Genomic DNA, 20,842 nt, shown 5'->3' with positions numbered 1-20,842 from the left:
ATTGCAAACAGTAGATTTTGGTAAGAGGTCTGCATTTGACTTAATCTTCGGAAGAGGGCTTATTATTCAGATAATAAAGAAAAGCCAAAAGTTGAGCGACTGCCAGATAAAGTTTGGGAGGAATTTCAGCGCTTAATTGAACTTCAGAAAGTAAAGCAGTTAATTCTTCGTTTTTTTGTAAAGGAACGCCGTGTTTTTTAGCGGCGCTTATAATCTGTTCTGCAATCATTCCCTCGCCTTTCGCAGTCACTCTAGGCGCTGATTTTCCATTATAATGAAGCGCGATTGCTTGCGTTTTATCTTTTTTCATATCCGTATATCCAGTAGGCGTAAATTGCAGGTATCAATATCTCGTTCTTCTAAGCCCAAATGTACATTCCATAAACGTAAGGTTAGACCAAGATTTGTTAATAGATCGTCAAAGGCTTTTTGGTGGGTATTTAAAAGCTCAATGGTATTTTGCTTTTCCGCATTAATTTGAATATCAATGGCCATATCTTGCATTTTTAATTGAGCTTGAATATCGCCTAAATCAGCCAAGCTTACAGCAAAACTAATGGACCAACTTGAGGTTTCCGTCGCTTCTTGGCGATGCTCTCTAATTTGTATGGGAATAATATCCACGCCCGAATTAGTGCGTAAGGGGAGATCGAGCATCAAGGTAAAAGGTTGATCCGCCGGCTGAAGTAAATTGGTCAATTGGGTGGTTTTAATTCTTGCCAAGACTTGCTCGGTCTGTTCACGGAGAACATTTAAAATGGTTCCCATTGATTTTTCTGCAAACGAATGAGCAAGTAATTGGTGCATAGGCTGTGGTATTGCGCCGGGAAGGGGCAAGGATTCTCGGGAATTGGCAGGCAAAGCTGCGCTAGACGCAGCTTTAGCTCCTTCATTAATGAGCGTATTCAGCAAACGTAAACATTGACCCTTAAAATCGTTTTGTGGATTAGCCGAGCTGATATTGCGTCGCCAATTCAACAAAGCAGCTTCCCAAAAAAGTCCGCTATTGGCGATCCCTTGACTTAATTGTTGCGGAAATTCAGTGATAGACGTAATGCTCATGAATAATTCATTTATTCGTTGCCTAACTACTGGGGGTAAATTGATGTTTTCAAGAGCAGCCAGGGTTGCAAAAAAATGAGTCGCCGGCGCTTGTCTAGGCAAGGTTTTGGCTAGAGCGGCTTCCATCGGAGTTAACGGGGGTGATTCACGTAATACTTGTAAAATAATTGTTCCTTCATCGGTTTTCATGACCTTAACCTGCAGTAAATCACCAGGTTCTAAATGCTGCGAAGTTTGTGCATTAATATTTTCGCCATTGATATTGATAAGTACCTGATTTTCAGCGAGTTGTTTGACAACGACCGCTTTTAAAACCTGGCCCACGTACAGTTCGGTATCAGGTTTGGTCAATTTAAGTTCTTGGGTTGGATTGAGTCGAATACTCGGAGTGTTTGAAAGATCAACAGGCATCGCATTATTCCTTTAATTTGCTTGTCATTTATAAAGCCATTTCACTATACTGATTCCCATTATATCGGCCGATGTGGTGGTTAACTTAAACCTATCGCTGTTAAAAGGACTAAGAAGTCTGCTAAGACTTCATGAACAGGGTGTATTAATGATGTTAGACAGAGCTAGCGTTGTCGATGAACAGTTTATTAATTGTGTGAGCCAAGCGAATTTCCCTCCAGTACTAAGTTCAACCAGCCCAGCACAGGCTAAAATGGATAAAAAAGTTACCATTGAATTGTTTGATTCCCAAATTAAATCCCGCCTCTTAGATCTTATTGCGCGCCAACTCAAAGAAAAAGGCTTGTCTTACTACACGATTGGTAGTAGTGGCCATGAGGGCAATGCTGTATTTGGCCAGGTATTTCGCGCCAGTGATATGGCTTTTCTACATTATCGCAGCGGTGCGTTTTATTTACAGCGGGCGAAACAAGTGCAGGGTTGCGATGGCGCTCGGGATATTTTGCTATCGCTAGTCGCTGCAGCCGCGGATCCCATTGCTGGCGGACGTCACAAAGTGTTTGGTAGTGTGCCCCTGAGTATCCCTCCTCAAACGTCCACCATCGCCTCTCATTTACCTAAAGCGCTTGGAGCTGCAATTTCCATCACACGAGCGAAGGAATTAGAGATCCACTCAAAATTACCAGCCGATTCGGTAATTCTCTGTTCTTTTGGCGATGCTTCAACGAATCATGCTTCGGCGCAGACAACCTTAAATGCTTGTTCCTGGATTGCTAGCCAGCAATACCCCCTACCGTTGGTTTTTATTTGTGAAGATAATGGGATTGGAATCTCAGTTCCCACACCCACCAATTGGATAGAAACCTCAGTCAGACAACGTCCGGGTTGGCATTATCTTGCTTGCGATGGTTTAAACCTTGCCGATGTCTATTTAAAAGCCCAACAGGCGGAATATCTTGCAAGAATTAAGAAACAACCCGTTTTCTTACACATGAAATGTGTACGGCTATTAGGCCATGCTGGTTCTGATATTGAATCACAATATAACTCGAATGCTGAGATTGAAAGGCGTGAAGCAAATGATCCCTTGTTACATTCCGCAAGTTTGTTATGTCGTGAAGGCTGGATGACGACTCAGGCCATATTGGATTTATATCAAGATAATAAAACGCTGATTCAAGCGAAGGCGATGGAAGCAATTCGCTTGCCTAAGCTTGCAAGTGCAAAAGAGATTATGTCTTCTTTATTGCCAAAAATGCGCAAAAAGGGCATTTATTTACCGCCAGCTAACGCGCAGCGTGCGCAGGTATTTGGGAGTTCTTTTAACCAATTGTCTTTAAAACGTAATCTCTGCCAGCATATCAACTTCGCCTTGACTGATCTGATGATGCAACATCCCAACATGTTGGTTTTTGGCGAAGATGTTGCTAAAAAAGGGGGCGTTTATCGGGTGACTGCCGATTTACAAGCTCGTTTCGGTCAACGCCGTGTGTTTGATTCTCTGCTGGATGAAACCACCATTTTGGGGACGGCAATTGGTTTAGCTCATAATGGATTTTTGCCTGTGCCCGAAATTCAATTTTTAGCTTATTTACATAACGCTGAAGACCAGTTGCGTGGCGAAGCATCGACCTTATCTTTTTTCTCCAACGGCCAATATCAAAATCCAATGGTTATTCGCATTGCTTCTTTAGCTTACCAAAAAGGGTTTGGCGGCCATTTTCATAATGATAATTCGATTGCTGTACTACGGGATTTACCAGGAGTGATTGTGGCTTGCCCCTCAAATGGTCCTGACGCGGCGAAAATGCTGCGTTCCTGCGTACGGATTGCCCAGGAAGAAGGGCGCATTGTAGTGTTTCTTGAGCCCATCGCTTTATACATGACAAAAGACTTACATGAAACAAGTGACAACGGTTGGCTTTTTGACTATCCACCCGTCGAACAAATGATTGAACCGGGAGAGGTGGGGGTTTATGGCGAGGGAGAGACCGTCATCCTAAGCTATGCTAATGGTTACTATTTATCGCGACAGGCTGCGAAACTTCTTGAAGAAAAACACGATATTGCGGTCAAAGTAGTCGATTTACGTTGGCTAAGCCCCTTACCCACTGAAGCAATTCTACGTGAAATTGCTAAAGCAAAACGTGTATTAATTGTTGACGAAGGCCGTCAAAGTGGTTCCCTGAGTGAAGGATTAGTGACAATGTTGGTTGAGCAGGCATCAAACCGCCTGAAAATAAAACGGATTACGGGTGAAGATTGTTTCATTCCATTAGGTACTGCCTGGCAATATTTATTGCCTAGTCGTGATTCTATTGTTGAGGCTGTAATAGCTTTAAATTCAGTTAAAAGGGAGAAAGATCGTGGACGACTTGTTATTTCTTGATGAACAATTACATGATGATGAACGTATGATCCGCGATAGCGTCGCGCGTTTTGTTAGTCATGATGTAATTCCACTCATGGCTGAATCATTTGAGCATGCTCAATTTCCAAAACAGCTTATCAAAAAATCAGCGGACCTAGGATTATTAGGCCTCACTTTACCTACACAATATGGCGGCGCTGAGGCTTCTTATGTTGCCTATGGCCTAGTTTGTCAGGAGTTAGAGCGAGGTGATAGTGGATTGCGCAGCTTTGTGTCTGTGCAAAGTTCTCTGTGCATGTACCCGATTTTTCGTTATGGCAGCGAAGAGCAGAAAATGCGTTTTCTTCCCGCGATGGCAGCAGGGGAACTCATTGGCTGCTTCGGGCTTACCGAACCGGATTCAGGCTCCGATCCAGCAAGTATGCGCACTCATGCCAAAAAGGTAGACGGCGGATGGCGCTTAAATGGAGCAAAAATGTGGATCACCAACGCCCCGATTGCTGATCTTGCTATCGTCTGGGCTAAAACAGATGATGGGATCCGAGGTTTTATTGTTGAAAGAGATTTCAAGGGTTTTAGCAGTCCTGAAATTAAACAAAAAATGTCCTTGCGCGCATCAATTACTGGCGAACTGGTCTTTGAAGATGTTTTCGTGCCTGAGGAAAATTTATTGCCTAAAAGCGATAAAGGCTTAGGTGCCGCGCTCAGTTGCTTAAGTCAAGCACGCTATGGAATCGCATGGGGAGCAATGGGTGCTGCAATGGCTTGTTTTGACATCACCCGCGATTACTTGCTTGAGCGTCAACAATTCAACAAACCGCTTGCTTCTTTCCAGCTCATTCAAAAAGATTTAGCCAAAATGTATACCGAAATTGTTAAAGCGCAATGGATGAATTTACAAATCGGTCGCTTAAAAGATCAGAAGCGCGAAACGCCAACGATGATTTCTTTAGCCAAAGGAAATGCCTGCAGAGAAGCCTTAAAAATCGCTCGTAATTGTCGTAATTTACTGGGTGGAAATGGAATCAGCCTAGAATATCACGTCATTCGTCACATGCTGAATTTGGAGTCTGTATTTACCTACGAAGGGACTGACAATGTACATACCCTGGTCTTAGGACGGCATATCACCGGAATCAATGCATTTGGTTAATTGGAGAAAAGAAACTGTTTCAAAGCAGCGAAATGACGCTTTGAAACAGTTCTTAAGTTATTTAGGTTGCATACCTAATATGCTGCCAGTGTATCCCTGCTGTACAATATCAGGATCTGCTACCCCAATTCTAAGCAATCGGCCAATTTCTTCAATTTTAGCAGTCTTAGAAATGCCCTGACTAAAGCAACAAAATAACACACAGATGTAGCTTAGAAGACTATATTCAGTCCAACGATTTTCTAAATAGGTCTTATGTTCTTTCAACTTACTACGTTGCTCTTCAGTTAACGTGTAATTCTCGTATACTCTAGGTTGCTCCGAGGAATTTTGTGCGTTATGAAAAAATGTAGAGGAGCTTGAATTAGACCTACCCGTTTTAGTGCGTCCAGTAGATTTAACTGGCTCTTCTTTTTTAGACTTAGCAGAAACGTACTCTAGGTCAGACATTAATTCAAAGCGTGATTTTAATTCTTGACCGGGTTCAAACGGGACTAATACCCACGTGGTTGAAGAAGGAATAGTTTGAGAGCAGTCTACTATTTCCATTAGCAAATTTTGAGTGTACATGCTAGTGTCAAGCCGAGATTCTTTTAGTGTAATCTTTAAAGAAGTACCATCTTGCGCAAGTTTATATTCACGAAAGTTATCAGATGTTGTTGGTGATTCTATTTTAAACGGAGCCCATACCCTATTCTTGATATCAAGTTGAAAAAAACCCCTCTCCACATTCTCTGCATCGAATTTATAAATAACCTGTTGGCCGCCCATATCAACGCTATAATACCTAAACATTTATCTACCTCTAGATTCTAAAGCTGCTAAAAATCAGTGATACTTAAGAAATATTAAGTAAAAATTATCAAAATAATAGACAACGCTTTTGTGTTCAATTATTATACCCTGAGATAAAAAAACAATCAATCATGTTTATCGGTTTCGTTAGGATTAAATAAAGCGTGTAGTGATCCAGAGCCGGTCAATCTAATTAATCTGAGTACTATGCAATAAAACCAACTTATACACTTCTTGTCTTTTCAAAACAGACAAGTTATTATCCCCATCCAACTTCGGGGCGTAGCGCAGCCTGGTAGCGTACTAGCATGGGGTGCTAGTGGTCGAAGGTTCAAATCCTTCCGTCCCGACCAAGCCCAGTAAGGGTTTTACGAAATCCCCCCAATTCAAAAAATTAGATTCGATCCAAAAAACGATCCAAAATTGTGATTGTACTTCTGCTAACCTAATTAACCCCATAGATACGCGCAATGTAAGAATGCTAGTTTTTGTGAGAAATTATTATTAGGAGATTCTCTCTGGAGATAAGGACAATCAATGAGTGATGTAAATCAAACTTCAGTAAAAAGTTTAGGTATGTTTTCAGTGCTTGAAGCAGCCTCAGAAGTGAAATTCTTTTTTTTAGTTATAACATTTATTCTTTGGACTGATAATGTTTTTTTATGCTTGCATAAACCTGGAATTATCGAACTGATTAGTACCCAAGAATAAAAAAATATAAATTTACCATTAACCTTACTTCTTGTTTTTGTGACATTTTCATTTGCGAGTTCAATAATCCTTCCTTTTTTGTCTTATTGTATAAATCAAATATATTTAGAGTTCTTATATCAAAAAGTTGAGAAGTTTTTTCATTTTGATTGCAGTTCTGAAATGCCACGTGACCATGTTTCCGCATATGAGCTTAGAGAAGCTGCTTATATGGCTAAGGATAAATTTTTGCTCGACATATATAATTCTTATGAAAAAACAAAATCAGAAAGAGAGAGTTTTATTGAAAAATTGGCGTCAAGGTCACTTTATTGCTTAATTCTCTTATCAATTAATTATTTTAATTACGGCCAAAAAAGCTCCATTTCGCTCTTTATATTAAATTACTTAGGTTCTCACGAATTAATATGGTTTTGTTTTATTGGCTTGCTGTGGTTGGCATTTTTTAATTTTCACATAGACAATAGAGATTATGTTTATTGTCCAAGCCTATATAGAGAGAATGAGGAGAAAAAAAGACAATGTATGCCTCAATCAGACTATGTATCCTTCAACAATATACGGCATTTTTAATTATTAGAATAAAGGAATTATGTTTTGATATATATGAATGAACCACTAAAAAGATCCATTCAGGTCAATGAAAAGGCACGACCAATAAAAATAGCTTATATCGTACCATCTGAAAATAACATTGATACTCATTGCATTCTCGATGCCGCTTTCTTTGAGTCTTATACTCGGTGGTGTGGGGCACTGACTTTATTTATACCTACTTTAGTTAATAATTTATTTAATACTAGTTATTTGGACTGGTTAGCTCATTATGATCCGGACATAATTTGTTCTTACTCAGATTTAACGGAAGATACCGTTAAACAAATTTCTGATGCTTGCAATCCTTTAATCTTTTTTAAGCACCAAAGGAACAACAGGGTTGATGGATATAAGAGTTACATAGTGGATTGGAATCGCGAGCTTTCTTTACAGCCATTATCCTCTATATCTACTATTATCCAGATGTTAGCTCAAGTACCTTTTGATAAGAAGATTGTACTTGTGACTCAGATGCAAGTTTATGAGGAGCAAAGATTTTTTTCTGACAATTTCGGTATAAGACATAAAACTGATGGTTATACTCGACCATTAGGAGGGCTTTATGAAACTTTATTATACGACCCAGAAAATAAGGTTTCTTTGGATGCTACATTTACGACAAACTCTCATGTAGAAGTGTTTACAAAAATTAGTGATAATGAACTGACTACAATGTATGAATTATCTGCTGTCTATGCAGAAAATCATCCTAGGAACTATTGGTCAGATTATTCAGACAAATTTAAGTTATTTATAGGAGATACAGGCTTAGATAGAATTAATTTTTGGAATTCTCGACTTTTAACCTCTAGCGGGTTTGGGGCGATTATCATTAGTCCTGAGTCACTACATGATAGTGATTTCAATCAGGCTTTAGGACATTTTCTTAACAAGAATAATTTTCTTTGTTCTGGTGGTGGTGCGCCAGTTGTGGAAATCAGAAGTTTTAGCTTAGAAGAGTCAGAACTTAAAGAAATTCAAAGTTCTATTCAGCAAGTAACTCATAATTATGTTTCATTGTCAGTAAACCCACAATCCTTGATGCTACCTAAGCAGATTTCAAGAGGTCATTATACTGCCTCATTTGATATTTTAAGTCATACTTTTAAGTTAAATGAAACTCTAAATAAAAATATTGAAGCAAGTAAGCCTACTCATCTTTTAAATATTCCTAATAGATATGTCTCTCTTTCTGATGGGCAATGGGTTATAGATATAGAAATTGAACGAGAAAATAATTTATCTAGGGTTATAAATTCACCGGATGTATGGAGAATTCCGAAGCGTCCAGATGTAACTAGAATCTTCACTGACCAGTTCAGTAGAGTCAAAATAATTTAATTTCAATTATCCCTATAAATAAAACCCCTTCGCGACTTAGTAATGGCAGTAAAATGGGGTATGACTTACGCATTCCAAAAGATGAGCATTTTTTTAATTCTGTACTTTATGGAAGTTGGAAAAATTTAAATCATTATGATCTACGTTTAGTTTTTAAACCTAATCCTTATCAAAAATGGAAAATCTCTGACAAAGGTCAATACTTGAGGGGTGTCATCTCAATGTTAGGGCATCTTGATATTGCTTATGAATGTCTAACAGGAAAATTTTGGAGAGAGGTGCTTAGAAGAAAGCAGTTAGTTAATACAATATCTAATTCGGAAGAAGTATCTAAAAATATATTTACATTTAATGAGCTTTATTCTGTGCTCGATAAGGATCAAAGTATTAAAGAAAAACTTGTCAGTGAATATCGCTTTGAGAGCGAGAAATTGGCGAAAAAATATATTAAAGCCAACTTTGAGGATTCTTTAGAGTACCTTGTTCATAGGAATGTTTTCAGCCGTATTTATCAATGGCGATGTGAGTTTTGTGGTAAATCTAATGTTGTTTCCATAGATAATTTGAAAAATATTAATCATTGCAAAATTTGCATGGAACAGTACAACTTACCCATAAATTTTGAATGGAAATATAGATTAAATGAATTCGTTTGGAATGCCTTGTGCAAGAGTAATAATGGATTATCAGTTTTATGGACAATCGGATTTTTACATGAAAACCTACGGGATGACTTTTTTTATTTACCAGAAGTACAGTTATTTAATGATGCACGTGCTAAAGCACCGACGATAGAAGTAGATTTGCTATGTGTTATTGACGGAAAGTTATATGTTGGTGAAGTTAAAAAAACCGTTTCCCAATATCTTGCTAAGCAAGAGGATATAAGCAAGTTTATTGAAGTAAGAGAATAAGGCCTGACATAGCACTTTTGGCTTTTGAAACTTGGGGCGATAATGAGGAAGATATTCAAGCAGCAAAAGAATTTATATCTGGTGTAAAGGAAATGATAAAAAACTTGGATCTTTCTATTCAAGTTCAGATTTTAGTGGCAGTTGATGAAGATCCTAAATTTAATGTGCATCAACCGCTTTATCCTCAGGTAGGTCATAATTCTCGTGAGTATTGGAACACTTAATAACAATACGTTATCAAGCCAAACTTTCAAACTTTCAAACTTTCAAACTTTCAAGCTTTAATGCCCGAATGCTCTTTAGATTATAATGAGTTTATAGTGAAGACAGCTTGCTGGGGTTAATTATTTCTGGACTAAAGTTATTTTTCAATTATTTCTTTATCCAACCTTTTTCTATACGGAGTCTGCAATTCTATTAAAGGAGGGAAGATTTCTCCTACTTCAACTTCTAGCGTAAGAGCAATTTGAATCAGGCTCTGCATAGAAATATTCTGTTCCCCACGCTCAACCCGTCCTGCGTAACTCCGGCCTAATTGTGCGGCAGCAGCGAAGTCCTCCTGAGTGTGATGTTTAGTAGTCTTGTGTTAACCAGTGAATAAACTTTATAGGTGAAGATTTCTTGTTTTCTGTCATCAATGCGTATTTCTTGCTGTATATCCATGAAGTTATATATGGTATCCATCTGAGCCCCATTTACCAATGAGGTTATTTCTACGCTTTCTGAATATTCTTTAATATCTAGATTTATTTGCTCTATAAAAACGCTTTCTAATCCATCAACATGGCCTTTCAATACTGGAAATTCCCACGGAATATTGGGATAGGAGTAATCGTTCTCGCAAATGGCAATTAGCCAAGCAATCTCTCTTATGGTTAATGGAAATAAATCTGCTAATCGTTCTAAATTGATATCATATGGGGTCGGAGCACATTTTTTGAGACATAAACTTATTTTTTTCTTAAACTCAGGCAACGACTCATTAATCATACTTATTACTCCATCAAAGTAAAATCATCACAGAGGGTGCCAAGCAGAGGTGATGAAACCCTTTGTTCTCCCCGTCGGGATAGCTTGGCTAAGGAATTACACGATGCAGCGATATTGTTGAATAGATAATTCGGAAATTCCGAATTATCTATATATTTGAACTGTTGCAATTCTTGCAACAGTTGAGATTAACAATCTATATGTTTTATTATTGATTTTAAAGGTCTTTATTCGTGATTTTATCCTACATCTACGCGTCAATTTGTAAAGTTTTTATAGCTAGAACAGTCACTCTCTGATTATTTGCTAACATATATACTAGCACTACTGGTATCGCTGGAAGATGATTCTCCAGATATAGTTGTATTAGCTGTCAAACTGTAAGTTCCTACATTAGAAAATGAAGATGTTAAATATAAGTTGGTATCATTGTAATATGAACCACCTGAATTTACATTGTAGGATCTAGAATCATATATACAGTTACTACTGTCTGCGCACAACTTCATCGCAACATTGAACTGTTTTGTTACCTTTGATGTATTCTGCATTGAAAAGGAGTGGTGTCCATTCATGTATATATTTTGATAAATTTTCCCATAAAAAGAACTCACTGATGCTCGAGCACTTGCTGAAGAAAAAAAAACATCGTTGCTATCCTCTACATGTCCTGAAGCATTTCCGGTTGTCCAAGTTTGATGCGAAGTCATCTCAACTCCTGGTGCAACCATTTCAGCACTAACATTTGTCATTGCCCCGAATAAAGCTAACGATAGTATGATTTTTTTCATTAAATATTCCATTAATTAAGATTTTTAGAAAAAATACGATTTAAGTTACTTATTGTCAATCCTTAAGAGTTAATTTTATAGGCACTTCTAAATATAAAAAAACACTTACTGATCTTTAGCAAGACTAATTGACTTTAGCTGTAACTTATTGAGCTGATGATGAAGTAAATTGCTATATGAAAGGATAGGGACAAATTGTCCCTGCCCTTTATCTGCATGACAGCAAATTTTGATTTTTAGGAGTCTTTTTTACGCTCATCGATACGGTTGAGCGTCCTCTATTTGTGTACGGACGGCAACTACGTATTATCTTTTTTAAGCTTAATTATGTTTTCACTCACAAGTTCCAAAATGGAACTTGTGCTATTTTTAGTTCATTCATTAATTTTTACGCTCTCATTTTGAACTGTTTCTAAAATGGAAATAGTTCATCTAGAGTGAATAAGGAATTTTTCCTTAAGTTAATTGTTTTTATAATATTTAACTCTTTTATTTTTAATGGTTTTTGATGGATTTATTCCTAATCTTATCCCTTTTTATTCCTAATTTTTTCTTCCTTTAATTGCCATGTAGGTATTATTCGGCAATCAATATTTTTACTATTATTCGGATTTGTCCTTTTTTGCATGTGCAATTGTTTTAATCGTTTTCTCAAAGTCGCTATCACCATCTGCTGAAGCCTCTATTTGTTTTTGATGAAATAATTCGTATTCTTGTTCAGAAAATTGCTTGGCTAAGTCATGCGAAATCTTTCCAGCATGAGATAATATTTCACGATCATTTAAGGTCAAAAACCCATCTAATTTTTTTATCCAATCAGCCATCGTCATTGGAATGCGACGCATTGCTTGGCCTTCAGCAAATACAAGATATTGTTCAACTAAGTTATTTAACGCGGTTAATTCGGCTTCATTTAGGTAATTTTTAGCAATGCTTACATCCTGTTTTCTTGGTACATTGCCTCGCCAATTCGTGAGTCCCATATTAGGTTTAGAGCTGTTTGCTCTTGTTTTGACAATCTCCGCTGCTGTTTGGCCTGTAATAGCCCAATGCAGTTTATTTTGAACAGTTGTAAAGAATTTTATGCTGATATCTAGCGTTGGATCATAGTCTACACTGGTAGCGTAAATATCAGTGATTTTCCTATAAAAACGTTTTTCTGAAGTGCGGATATCCTGAATGCGGCGAATTAATTCTTCGAAATAGTCAAACGGTTGATCTGGATTTTTTAGTCGTTCATCGTCTAACACAAAGCCTTTAATGATATATTCATGAATTCGTTGCGTAGCCCATTGTCTGAAACGCGTAGCCACATGAGATTTTACTCGGTACCCAACAGAAATGACCATATCCAGATTGTAAAATTCAATATCACGAGTAACATTGCGCTTACCTTCAGTTTGAACTGTCAAATAATTTTTGACAGTTGCCTCTGGATATAATTCTCCTTCATCAAAAATACTACTGATGTGATGGCTGATGTTTTGTTTACTGCTCTGAAATAACTCGGCCATGTGTTTTTGTGACAGCCAAACAGTTTCATTTTCCAAACGAACATCAATTTTGGTATGTCCATTTTCTGTTTGGTAAATAATAATTTGAGATTTCTGCTCCATAATTCCTTCCAATTAATTATCTATATTTCAGTTCGTGACAAATTGTCAGGATCACATCTTTTTACTACATCGCTGTTTGCTTAATGGAAATTGGTACTACATTGTCTTGTAATAAATTCTCAAGGTAATGACTCCATTTAATTAATGCTTCTTTACGCTGAACAAGCATCTCATTTCTATTATAAGTAGCCATAATCTTAGGCATTTTATGGCCTAGGCATTTTTCAATAACCACTGGATCAATATGTAGTGCTTCGCCAAGCTGTGTGCAAAAGCTACGTCTTAAGTCGTGTGCTGTCCAGTGAGGGATGCCTACGCGCTCTTGAATACGGTTAATGGCTCTTGAGAGCGCTTTGGGACTTAGTGGTACGTCTTCCTTGGCAGATAATACAAAATCAGATTTGCAGCTGTATTGAAGCTCCCTAAACATTGTTTTCACAGGTTCGGTTAAATGGATCCGCATTATTTCATCTTGCTTCGTATGTTCTTTGGGTATCGTCCAGAGTGAGTTTTGATAATCAATTTCAGACCACGTAGCGAGCCGCAGTTCACCGGAGCGAATGCCTGTATGTAAGATAATTTTTATGGCAAGTTTTGTTTGTAGTGACATGCGGCTATTATAGCTGTCTAAAAATAATAACAAGGTTTTAATCTCATCTGTTGTTAAGTAGCGATCTCTTGGTTTTTCAATGCCGCCAATATCCCGTCCTTGTAATAATATGGCTGGATTTTCTTTTAAAGCTCCACGTCTTACCCCATAGTTAAAGGCCTGTTTTAATGCTGACAAAACTTTATTAGCATGGACTCGCGCACCTCGTTTTACAATTTTATCAAGCGCGGTTGTTACTAGGGCAGGGGAGAGTTTGGCTAATTCAATATCCCCAAGCAACGGCATAATATCCGCATCGATGAGTTGCTTGATCTGTTGAGGTTGTTTGCGCTCCTTTTCGATGTAATTTTCGTACCATCCTAGGACAAGTTTTTTAACGGTGTTAGTTTTAGCATCATCAAGTTTGGCCAAATGAGCTTTAGGATCTACACCTGATTGCCAAAGGTCATAGAGCGTTTGGTATGCTGCTCTTGCTTGATCTAGGGTCATTGTAGGGTAATAGCCTAGGGTGATGCTGTGATCCTTTTCTGAGTAGTAATAACGATATAGCCAAGCTTTCTTCCCTTGAGGCGTTACTCGAATATAAAAGCCATTTCCTTCAGTTTCACGATAAGTCTTGTCTTTGGATTTTAATCCGTTGATGTAAGGATCTCTAAATATAGTTTTCTTCATATTAACTTAATTCTCTTCGATCCAAGTCGATCCAAATAACGATCCAAATTATTTTGGATCGACATGAAATCATTTGGTAATAATTGGAAACGATGATATAGATATAAGCTTTATATATCAATGGATGAAGCCATTATTTGGAAATTTATGGAATCATTTGAAAACGTCAGGAAACAGCATGGGGTGCTAGTGGTCGAAGGTTCAAATCCTTCCGTCCCGACCAGTTAAATCAAGGGGTTGCGACTAAACTATAGCTAGTAATCAATTTTTTGGTACCAGTTTTGGTACCGATATGAAAAATCTGGACACTTTCGGCTCATCCCCATTACAATTCTTTGTTTGGATTTATCTAATTTTATAGCGGCTATTAGTTGCCTCTTTTTAGTAAATCTGGCTTTTGCATTTTGCCATATTAATTTGGGTTACTTGCATGTACTCACAAAATTTGTATTAGGATTTATCTGTTTAATTTCATTTTTATTCTTAGGTTGTATTTGTATGGCAATTGCAATTCATACAACTTTTAATTTACTAGCGGTCAAAAAAATAAGGGAATCTTATGCTTGATTTGATTCCGATATTGACGAGCAGCATGGCTTTTCAATTAATATTAACAACGGTCATACTCCTTTCTTTTTATAATTATGGAAAAAAAATAATTTTCCGATTTTCACCAACTATTGCTATGAAAAATTCAGTAATTGAGCGATACCCTCTTAACCAGATAGTAGGTGTTATTGAACTATCAGTTGTAGCTTTGTGCCATGTATTTTTTTGTCTTTTACTCGTAGCACTTTATAAAATCGACTTGGTCTCAATTTTTAGAAACACAACTTTCCTAACTTGTTTATATGGGATATTAATTGGCATTGGTTCAGTTGGTGTCTCTATACTACTATGTTCTGTTGGTATGAAAGCCTTGGAAATGATTGCGCCTGAAAAAGCACCAAAATCCTTAGATGGTTGGATGGCTGTAGCGAACGCCGGATGGATTCGTCATCACAAACATACGATTAAAGTTTTACCGTTTTATCTGGCTTTATTAATTATCACGCTACAAATTGGATCAGAAGAGGTTATTTTTAGAGTAGTGCTGACGCATATCTTTATACCCTAAGGAGCCAAAATTGCTTTAATGGTTTCGATTTTTCTGTTTATTTATATGCAAACACTACATATGCCATCTAAAACAAGCGCGATGTTTCCTGTCATTGGCGCAACTGTTATGGGAATAACTCATGGGTTAATATACTTGGAGAGCCCATCGATCGTGCCTTTAATTTTATCGCATTTAACGTTTTTTATTTTTACAATTCTCTAATAAGGGTGTGTTGCAATGGACTATGGATTATCGTTTTTACCAGATATTGCCGAAGAGAGTTATACCGCTGCTGAGTATTTTCAGAGTGCACTCATGCTTTCAAAGATGGCTGACGAGGCAGGTTTTAAAACAATTAAAATGACTGAACATTATCTGCATTCATATGGTGGTTATTGTCCAAGTCCATTAATGTTTTTAGCCAGTGTGGCAGCTATAACAAATAATATCAGGCTAATGTCCGGCTGCATTCTTCCGGTGTTTAATCATCCACTTCAAATTGCAGCAAATGCTGCTATGTTAGATGCAATAAGTTCTGGTCGTTTAGATGTCGGTTTCGCAAGAGCCTATCTTCCTTATGAATTTTCTGCCTTTGAAGTTGATATGGATTCAAGCCGCGAAAAATATCAAGAAACTATCTCAGCTGTGAAACAATTATGGATTGAAAAAAACGTTAACATTAATTCAAATTTTTTCAATTTTAATCAAGCAAACTCATTACCAAGACCAACCCAGAATCCATATCCACCATTATGGGGCGCTGCGGTTAATTCCTGACAGAGCTTTGCCTGGCTAGGAGAGCAAGGTTTTAATTTATTGGTGACTCCCCCTCTAACGGGATTAAGTGATTTAGTCGATAAATTAGATATTTATCGTGAAGAATTTATTCCAAACGAAGTAAACAATAAATCTCAAATAGCACTTAGTTTGCCTTTATTTGTGGCTAATGATCAGTGTGAAGCAGAAATAAATGGGGATAATTATCTATCGGAGTACATACGAGTTTGGGCTGATGCAGCGGACTCCTGGAACAACTCATCATCTACAAACTACCCTGGATATACAGGCATGTCATATGCCTTACGTCAAAATACACCCCAAAACATGAGGAATACTAATCAGGCAGTTATTGGCACCCCTGATTTTGTCGCTAAAAAAATAAGTGAAATAGCCGCAGTGACAAAGGTAGATCAGATTTTATGGCAAATTGATTTTGGAGGACAAAAATTGAAATCCATGATGAATTCCCTCTCGCTATTCATTAATGAAGTGTTACCTAAGATAAAAATGTGAGCTGAATATGACTCAATATAAAATAACTTTTAAAGAAATATTATTTTTGGCAATACCAATAATTTTTTCAAACTTAATCAGTGCTTCCTCAAGCCTGATTAGCATGTTCTTACTTGCTAAAATCAATTCAGACGCTCTTGCAGCAGGAGCGATAATTACCAGTACTTATGGGTTTTTAATTATGATGGTTATATCCATTTTATATTCCGTAATTATCCTGATTGGGCATAGCAAAGGAGGAGGTCGTGATCACGAAATCGGTGATATTATTTCTTCAGGTATTACTATAGCCTTTATTATTAGTATTCCTCTAATGGTTATTTACTTAAACATAGCCCCTATTTTACAGTTTCTTCACCAACCCATAAAAGTAAGCCAAATGACAGGGGACTATTTCCAAGGTCTTGCTTATGGTTTGTTTCCTAGCCTGATTGGTGCTGTTTTTACACAGTTTTTTTTAGGTTTAGCAAAAACAAAAGTTACTCTCTACTTCACAATTATTGGGGCATTAATAAATAGTATAATAAGTTACTTCCTTATCTTTGGGCATGACTCCATAAAACCCTTAGGTTTTTTTGGAGCAGGGTTGGCTTCATCGATTACAGCGTTTATTCTTCTGGCCTTAGTATTAATTTATGTTTCATCAAACCCTGAATTTCATAAATATAAGATTAGGATGAATTCTTTTTTCAATCTTGGATATTGTAAGGTACTTTTTAAAGTCGGCTTTCCGATTTCCATTCAATATTCAACGGAACTCTTAGCCTTTTCTACGATAACCTATTTAATGGGAGTCATTGGTACCGACGCTTTGGCTGGGCAACAAATTACACTTCAATGCTCCATGGTATCAATCATGATAATAATGGGTATTTCCCAGGCAGGTTCAATTCTCATCAGTCATAACATGGGAAAAGATTCAAAATTAAACAAATCTATTATTTGCAAGACAACGATACTATTTGGCGCGCTTTTGATGCTAATCATGGGCTTATCGTATTGGCTTTTTTCAGATTATTTTATTTCATTTTACTTGGATATTAATAATCCTTCTCTCCATGAAATATCCTTGATCGCGAAAGAATTGCTGATTATTGCAGCCTTCACACAATTTTTTGATTCAATAAGAAACATATCTGGCGGCTTACTTCGAGGCTATGGAGATACCAAAACCAGTATGTGGACAGGGCTGGTTTCATGTTGGGTCATTGGCCTTCCTCTTGCGATCTTTTTTGCTTTTCCATTGCATTTTGGCGCTACTGGTTTACGTTTTGGAATCATGATGGGAATACTTTACGGTTGTATTCAATTAATTAATCGCCTAATTAAAGCAAATCAAACGCAGAGTTTTACAGTTACATATAAAGCTACAGGAGATGCACTATGATAGAAATGATTACTGACTATTTTCAAAATATCATGAAAGTAAAAGAGTACGTAAAAAAGGACGATATGAATAACTACGATGAAGTTATTAATGGATCATATAATGTAAAAAATACTCAAATAAGTAGAAATCTATGCATAAATGGGCAGGCAATATTAAATAAAGATGTAATTGTTCAAAACAATATGACTGTAAACGGTCGATTGATAACACAAGATGTAAGTTTTGAATCTGATTTAACGGTAAATGGCACCACCACCTTAAATGGAACAAAATTAGCCGGAAATGCAAAATTCAGGGGAAATTTGGATGCCAAAGATTCAGAATTATTAAATCCTATTGAAATTCTTTCTGATAAATCTGTTTTTGATAATTGCAAAACAAAAAATCTCATTATCAAAGAATTACCAAGCAAAAATATTGTGCAGCGTGTTAAGTTAATTAATAACACTGTCATTGCGGGTGATATCATTTTTAATTCAGGTAATGGGGAAGTCTATTGTGATAAGAGTGTAAAAATTCATGGAAAGATCATTGGTGGTAGGCTTATTGGATAAGTTTAATTTTATTTCTTGAGTGATTCTTTTAATGAGCGCAACCAAGCTGTTTTATGATCTGCGATAGGTACTTAATAAAGGGGATGTTGTATGAAAGCAATTAAGACGAGAATCATTCTTAATGGTTCAATCAAAGATGCATGGGCTGCGTTGACAAATTTTTCTCTTTATCATGAATGAGTCCTGTAATTAATATTGAAGGTAGCCCCATGCTGGGAGCAAACTTACTAGTATCCATTCAGATAAAAAAAAGCAAAACCATGCAATTTAAGCCAACTATTATTACATTTGAAGCTGAATCTGAACTCAAATGGATGGGCAAATTATTTAATAGCCAATATTTTTTTGTAGGTGAACATTATTTTAAATTGCGTATGTTGGATGCTAACCGGGTTGAATTGATTCATGGTGAAACATTTACCGGAATATTGTTGCCATTATTATGGCCATTTATTGCTAAAAATACTCTGGTTGCTTTTGAGAAATTCAATAAAGATCTTCAGACTCGTCTTTCAACCTAGTATAAGATTAATGAGCTACGTCAGGCTTATTTCCAAAAAAAACACAGATGTATTTGCGGCTATTTGAAAATACATCCTGTGTTTCTATCTATAGGTAATTTAGAGCAGCTTAGTCATAAAATCTATAAAAACCCGTGCTTTTTGACTCAAATATTGATCGGTTGGATAAACCAAATACATCGGCAGTGAAGGTGGTCGATAACAATCTAGAATTGAAACAAGTTCATCGGTTTCGAGTTTTTGCTTCACGGTAAAGGCTGGTAAATAAACTATGCCCAAACCACTTACCGCCAGATTGCATAAATCGATGCTAGAGTTTATACGGGCATTCCCAGTAATGGGAATCTTTTTTACCTTTCCTTTTTCTTGAAACAGCCATGTGAAATCATAATTATCAACATGATCCAGACAATTATGATGTTTAAGATCATTTGGATGAAGTGGTACTCCATTTTTTTCTAAATATCGGGGAGAAGCACAAATTATTTTTTCCCACATCCCTAATTTTTTAAAATGAAAACTGGAGTCAGGTAATTCACCACAATGCATCACCAGGTCAAAGCCATTGCCTAGTAAACCCAGTAGATGATTTCCGTGCACAATATGAATTTTAAGTCCAGGGAACCTGTTTAAAAACTCATGCAATTGGGGAGTAACATAAAAATGACTAATGGAAACAGGAAGCCCGATTTTTAAAACACCATTAATCTCTTTTTTTAAGCTTTTGATATTTTTATGGGAAAGTTCCAAGGCTTCTAAAAGCGTCCTGACCTCATCATAATAAAGTTGGCCTGCTTCCGTCAGCGTTACTAGACGAGTAGTTCGATTCATTAAACGAACATCCAGTTTTTTCTCAAGTCTTGCAAGACGTCTTGTAGCAATGGATGGGGAGATATGTAATTCAAGTGCAGCTTTTGAAAAGCTTTTATGTTTGGCAATCAAACAAAATACCTCTATGTCTTCCAGCAATTCCATTACTCCTATTATTGCATTTAATGCAATAGTATTTTGATATTCTTAAATATTATATATTGAATCAGTGTAAATTATAATGTGTTTGTTATTTATCATTCGGAGAAAAAAATGACAACACAATACGAAACGGGAATGACCCTTCTAAACAAACTACATGGTAAGCATACGGGTAAAGCGCTTATGGATAACGTAGGGGAAATATCTCCAAAATTGACAACCATGGGTATTGAATGGGTGTTTGGCGATATTATGCAAGATAACGCGCTTGATTTGAAAACGAGGGAACTCACCATTATTGCAAGTCTAGTCAGTCAGAATGGTCTGTCAGCACAAATTAAAGCTCATATAGAAGCAGCACTGAATGTTGGCGCTACCAAAAGAGAAATTATTGCATTAATCGAGCAGCTGGCTATTTATGCAGGATTTCCTTCTGCAAATAATGCCATGTTGGTTGCAAAAGAAGTATTTAAGTGACAAGGAATTTTTAAATCTATTATGAAATGCATAGTAATATATTAATGAATAATTTAAGCAGAAATAGGGGTGTAGCAATCATGGTAATCTTTGACGAGATCGTAGAAACATCCCTATTAAACACAACATCATTAAAATTAAAACACAAATAAACCAGTATTTGGGTAATCCCCCCATTTTTAACTGAATCTAAAAGTAGAGGATTAGGCCGCTAGAGCCAATTTTTGCCTTGGAGGAATCCCTCCAATAGCAGTATTAGGACGTTCATTGTTGTATGTCCATAGCCATTGTGTTGCATGAAGTTGAACTTCTGCAATAGATTCAAATAAATATTGGCTTAGCCAATCATATCGAACCGTTCGGTTATAGCGTTCAATATAAGCATTTTGCTGTGGATTTCCTGGTTGAATAAAAACCAACTGGATCTGATTTTTATTAGCCCATTGCTCTGACCTATCCCCCAAAAATAACACCATGACATTGATGAGATTTCCATTAAAAT

At 36.8% G+C, this 20,842-nt stretch carries 22 protein-coding genes, 1 tRNA gene and 1 pseudogene; 14 read left to right on the top strand and 10 right to left on the bottom strand.

Annotated elements, in window-relative coordinates; translation table 11 throughout:
* Positions 1-40: 40 nt before the first annotated feature.
* Positions 41-310, bottom strand: coding sequence for an EscU/YscU/HrcU family type III secretion system export apparatus switch protein (locus tag Ldro_RS07430; protein WP_058495766.1), 270 nt, complete (start codon positions 308-310; stop codon positions 41-43).
* The gene (fliK, locus tag Ldro_RS07425; protein WP_058495765.1) at positions 307-1,473 is read right to left on the bottom strand and encodes a flagellar hook-length control protein FliK; all 1,167 of its coding nucleotides are present in this window, start codon (positions 1,471-1,473) and stop codon (positions 307-309) included. The genes Ldro_RS07430 and fliK overlap by 4 nt, the downstream gene beginning before the upstream one ends.
* A 151-nt stretch (positions 1,474-1,624) precedes the next feature.
* Between fliK and Ldro_RS07420 the strand changes: the two genes are divergently transcribed.
* Both Ldro_RS07420 and Ldro_RS07415 read left to right on the top strand, forming a co-directional pair.
* Positions 1,625-3,862 carry a thiamine pyrophosphate-dependent enzyme gene (locus Ldro_RS07420; protein WP_058496086.1) on the top strand — a complete coding sequence of 746 codons (2,238 nt, stop codon included), beginning with the start codon at positions 1,625-1,627 and terminating at the stop codon, positions 3,860-3,862.
* The gene (locus Ldro_RS07415) at positions 3,840-4,997 is read left to right on the top strand and encodes an acyl-CoA dehydrogenase family protein (RefSeq protein ID WP_058495764.1); all 1,158 of its coding nucleotides are present in this window, start codon (positions 3,840-3,842) and stop codon (positions 4,995-4,997) included. Before Ldro_RS07420 ends, Ldro_RS07415 begins: the two co-directional genes overlap by 23 nt.
* A gap of 57 nt (positions 4,998-5,054) precedes the next feature.
* Here Ldro_RS07415 and Ldro_RS07410 read toward each other — a convergent pair whose 3' ends face one another.
* Positions 5,055-5,792 (bottom strand): hypothetical protein, encoded by a 738-nt coding sequence (locus Ldro_RS07410; protein ID WP_058495763.1) that lies wholly within the window; start codon positions 5,790-5,792, stop codon positions 5,055-5,057.
* Positions 5,793-6,068: 276 nt separating this feature from the next.
* Here Ldro_RS07410 and Ldro_RS07405 point away from each other — a divergent pair.
* The 5 genes from Ldro_RS07405 to Ldro_RS07385 all read left to right on the top strand — a co-directional run bounded on the left by Ldro_RS07405 (position 6,069) and on the right by Ldro_RS07385 (position 9,579).
* A tRNA-Pro gene (locus Ldro_RS07405) sits at positions 6,069-6,145 on the top strand.
* Between the two features lie 184 nt (positions 6,146-6,329).
* On the top strand, positions 6,330-6,503 hold the full coding sequence (locus tag Ldro_RS16315; RefSeq protein ID WP_157066473.1) for a hypothetical protein: 174 nt from the start codon (positions 6,330-6,332) through the stop codon (positions 6,501-6,503).
* 606 nt (positions 6,504-7,109) lie between these two features.
* On the top strand, positions 7,110-8,441 hold the full coding sequence (locus Ldro_RS07395) for a hypothetical protein (protein ID WP_058495761.1): 1,332 nt from the start codon (positions 7,110-7,112) through the stop codon (positions 8,439-8,441).
* A 53-nt stretch (positions 8,442-8,494) separates the two neighbouring features.
* A complete protein-coding gene (locus Ldro_RS07390; protein WP_058495760.1) occupies positions 8,495-9,355 on the top strand; it encodes a hypothetical protein in 861 nt (286 codons plus the stop codon).
* A 17-nt stretch (positions 9,356-9,372) separates the two neighbouring features.
* Complete coding sequence (locus Ldro_RS07385; protein WP_058495759.1) at positions 9,373-9,579, top strand: hypothetical protein; 207 nt, start codon at positions 9,373-9,375, stop codon at positions 9,577-9,579.
* 137 nt (positions 9,580-9,716) lie between these two features.
* Here the strand turns inward: Ldro_RS07385 and Ldro_RS16060 are convergent.
* The 5 genes and pseudogenes from Ldro_RS16060 to Ldro_RS07365 form a co-directional block, all read right to left on the bottom strand.
* Positions 9,717-9,866, bottom strand: a pseudogene (locus Ldro_RS16060) (hypothetical protein); the annotation flags it as partial.
* 20 nt (positions 9,867-9,886) lie between these two features.
* Positions 9,887-10,345 carry a hypothetical protein gene (locus Ldro_RS07380; protein ID WP_058495758.1) on the bottom strand — a complete coding sequence of 153 codons (459 nt, stop codon included), beginning with the start codon at positions 10,343-10,345 and terminating at the stop codon, positions 9,887-9,889.
* A gap of 299 nt (positions 10,346-10,644) precedes the next feature.
* On the bottom strand, positions 10,645-11,136 hold the full coding sequence (locus Ldro_RS07375) for a hypothetical protein (protein ID WP_058495757.1): 492 nt from the start codon (positions 11,134-11,136) through the stop codon (positions 10,645-10,647).
* A 602-nt stretch (positions 11,137-11,738) separates the two neighbouring features.
* Positions 11,739-12,752: a virulence RhuM family protein gene (locus Ldro_RS07370; RefSeq protein ID WP_058495756.1), complete on the bottom strand. Its 1,014-nt coding sequence runs from the start codon at positions 12,750-12,752 to the stop codon at positions 11,739-11,741.
* Positions 12,753-12,816: 64 nt separating this feature from the next.
* Complete coding sequence (locus Ldro_RS07365; protein ID WP_058495755.1) at positions 12,817-14,034, bottom strand: tyrosine-type recombinase/integrase; 1,218 nt, start codon at positions 14,032-14,034, stop codon at positions 12,817-12,819.
* A 559-nt stretch (positions 14,035-14,593) separates the two neighbouring features.
* On the opposite strand from Ldro_RS07365, the gene Ldro_RS07355 reads away from it, so the two are divergent.
* The 6 genes from Ldro_RS07355 (at position 14,594) to Ldro_RS07330 (ending at position 18,891) form a co-directional block, all read left to right on the top strand.
* A complete protein-coding gene (locus Ldro_RS07355; RefSeq protein WP_058495753.1) occupies positions 14,594-15,151 on the top strand; it encodes a hypothetical protein in 558 nt (185 codons plus the stop codon).
* Between the two features lie 219 nt (positions 15,152-15,370).
* Positions 15,371-15,910 carry an LLM class flavin-dependent oxidoreductase gene (locus tag Ldro_RS16055; RefSeq protein ID WP_058495752.1) on the top strand — a complete coding sequence of 180 codons (540 nt, stop codon included), beginning with the start codon at positions 15,371-15,373 and terminating at the stop codon, positions 15,908-15,910.
* Positions 15,911-15,949: 39 nt separating this feature from the next.
* Positions 15,950-16,426: a hypothetical protein gene (locus Ldro_RS16050; protein ID WP_157066472.1), complete on the top strand. Its 477-nt coding sequence runs from the start codon at positions 15,950-15,952 to the stop codon at positions 16,424-16,426.
* A 7-nt stretch (positions 16,427-16,433) separates the two neighbouring features.
* Positions 16,434-17,813 (top strand): MATE family efflux transporter, encoded by a 1,380-nt coding sequence (locus Ldro_RS07340; RefSeq protein ID WP_058495750.1) that lies wholly within the window; start codon positions 16,434-16,436, stop codon positions 17,811-17,813.
* On the top strand, positions 17,810-18,370 hold the full coding sequence (locus Ldro_RS07335; RefSeq protein WP_058495749.1) for an LptA/OstA family protein: 561 nt from the start codon (positions 17,810-17,812) through the stop codon (positions 18,368-18,370). Before Ldro_RS07340 ends, Ldro_RS07335 begins: the two co-directional genes overlap by 4 nt.
* 176 nt (positions 18,371-18,546) lie before the next feature.
* Positions 18,547-18,891 (top strand): SRPBCC domain-containing protein, encoded by a 345-nt coding sequence (locus tag Ldro_RS07330; protein WP_058495748.1) that lies wholly within the window; start codon positions 18,547-18,549, stop codon positions 18,889-18,891.
* Positions 18,892-18,990: 99 nt separating this feature from the next.
* Here Ldro_RS07330 and Ldro_RS07325 read toward each other — a convergent pair whose 3' ends face one another.
* Positions 18,991-19,866, bottom strand: coding sequence for a LysR family transcriptional regulator (locus tag Ldro_RS07325; protein WP_058495747.1), 876 nt, complete (start codon positions 19,864-19,866; stop codon positions 18,991-18,993).
* A gap of 108 nt (positions 19,867-19,974) precedes the next feature.
* On the opposite strand from Ldro_RS07325, the gene Ldro_RS07320 reads away from it, so the two are divergent.
* The gene (locus Ldro_RS07320) at positions 19,975-20,340 is read left to right on the top strand and encodes a carboxymuconolactone decarboxylase family protein (protein WP_058495746.1); all 366 of its coding nucleotides are present in this window, start codon (positions 19,975-19,977) and stop codon (positions 20,338-20,340) included.
* Positions 20,341-20,543: 203 nt separating this feature from the next.
* Here Ldro_RS07320 and Ldro_RS07315 read toward each other — a convergent pair.
* Positions 20,544-20,842, bottom strand: a 299-nt coding sequence (locus Ldro_RS07315) for an integrase core domain-containing protein (RefSeq protein ID WP_157066480.1), incomplete at its 5' end; no start/stop codon positions are given.

Source organism: Legionella drozanskii LLAP-1, from assembly GCF_001467585.1.
Classification (GTDB): Bacteria; Pseudomonadota; Gammaproteobacteria; order Legionellales; family Legionellaceae; genus Tatlockia; species Tatlockia drozanskii.
This window is presented reverse-complemented; position numbering and strand designations above follow the sequence as displayed.

Excerpts from the sequence above, each read along its gene's own strand:
- Ldro_RS07430 (WP_058495766.1), bottom strand. The coding sequence starts at position 310 with ATGAAAAAAGATAAAACGCAAGCAATCGCGCTTCATTATAATGGAAAA.
- fliK (WP_058495765.1), bottom strand. The coding sequence starts at position 1,473 with ATGCCTGTTGATCTTTCAAACACTCCGAGTATTCGACTCAATCCAACC.
- Ldro_RS07420 (WP_058496086.1), top strand. The coding sequence starts at position 1,625 with ATGTTAGACAGAGCTAGCGTTGTCGATGAACAGTTTATTAATTGTGTG.
- Ldro_RS07410 (WP_058495763.1), bottom strand. The coding sequence starts at position 5,792 with ATGTTTAGGTATTATAGCGTTGATATGGGCGGCCAACAGGTTATTTAT.
- Ldro_RS16315 (WP_157066473.1), top strand. The coding sequence starts at position 6,330 with ATGAGTGATGTAAATCAAACTTCAGTAAAAAGTTTAGGTATGTTTTCA.
- Ldro_RS07395 (WP_058495761.1), top strand. The coding sequence starts at position 7,110 with ATGAATGAACCACTAAAAAGATCCATTCAGGTCAATGAAAAGGCACGA.
- Ldro_RS07390 (WP_058495760.1), top strand. The coding sequence starts at position 8,495 with ATGGGGTATGACTTACGCATTCCAAAAGATGAGCATTTTTTTAATTCT.
- Ldro_RS07380 (WP_058495758.1), bottom strand. The coding sequence starts at position 10,345 with ATGATTAATGAGTCGTTGCCTGAGTTTAAGAAAAAAATAAGTTTATGT.
- Ldro_RS07375 (WP_058495757.1), bottom strand. The coding sequence starts at position 11,136 with ATGAAAAAAATCATACTATCGTTAGCTTTATTCGGGGCAATGACAAAT.
- Ldro_RS07370 (WP_058495756.1), bottom strand. The coding sequence starts at position 12,752 with ATGGAGCAGAAATCTCAAATTATTATTTACCAAACAGAAAATGGACAT.
- Ldro_RS07365 (WP_058495755.1), bottom strand. The coding sequence starts at position 14,034 with ATGAAGAAAACTATATTTAGAGATCCTTACATCAACGGATTAAAATCC.
- Ldro_RS07355 (WP_058495753.1), top strand. The coding sequence starts at position 14,594 with ATGCTTGATTTGATTCCGATATTGACGAGCAGCATGGCTTTTCAATTA.
- Ldro_RS16055 (WP_058495752.1), top strand. The coding sequence starts at position 15,371 with ATGGACTATGGATTATCGTTTTTACCAGATATTGCCGAAGAGAGTTAT.
- Ldro_RS07340 (WP_058495750.1), top strand. The coding sequence starts at position 16,434 with ATGACTCAATATAAAATAACTTTTAAAGAAATATTATTTTTGGCAATA.
- Ldro_RS07335 (WP_058495749.1), top strand. The coding sequence starts at position 17,810 with ATGATAGAAATGATTACTGACTATTTTCAAAATATCATGAAAGTAAAA.
- Ldro_RS07330 (WP_058495748.1), top strand. The coding sequence starts at position 18,547 with ATGAGTCCTGTAATTAATATTGAAGGTAGCCCCATGCTGGGAGCAAAC.
- Ldro_RS07325 (WP_058495747.1), bottom strand. The coding sequence starts at position 19,866 with ATGGAATTGCTGGAAGACATAGAGGTATTTTGTTTGATTGCCAAACAT.
- Ldro_RS07320 (WP_058495746.1), top strand. The coding sequence starts at position 19,975 with ATGACAACACAATACGAAACGGGAATGACCCTTCTAAACAAACTACAT.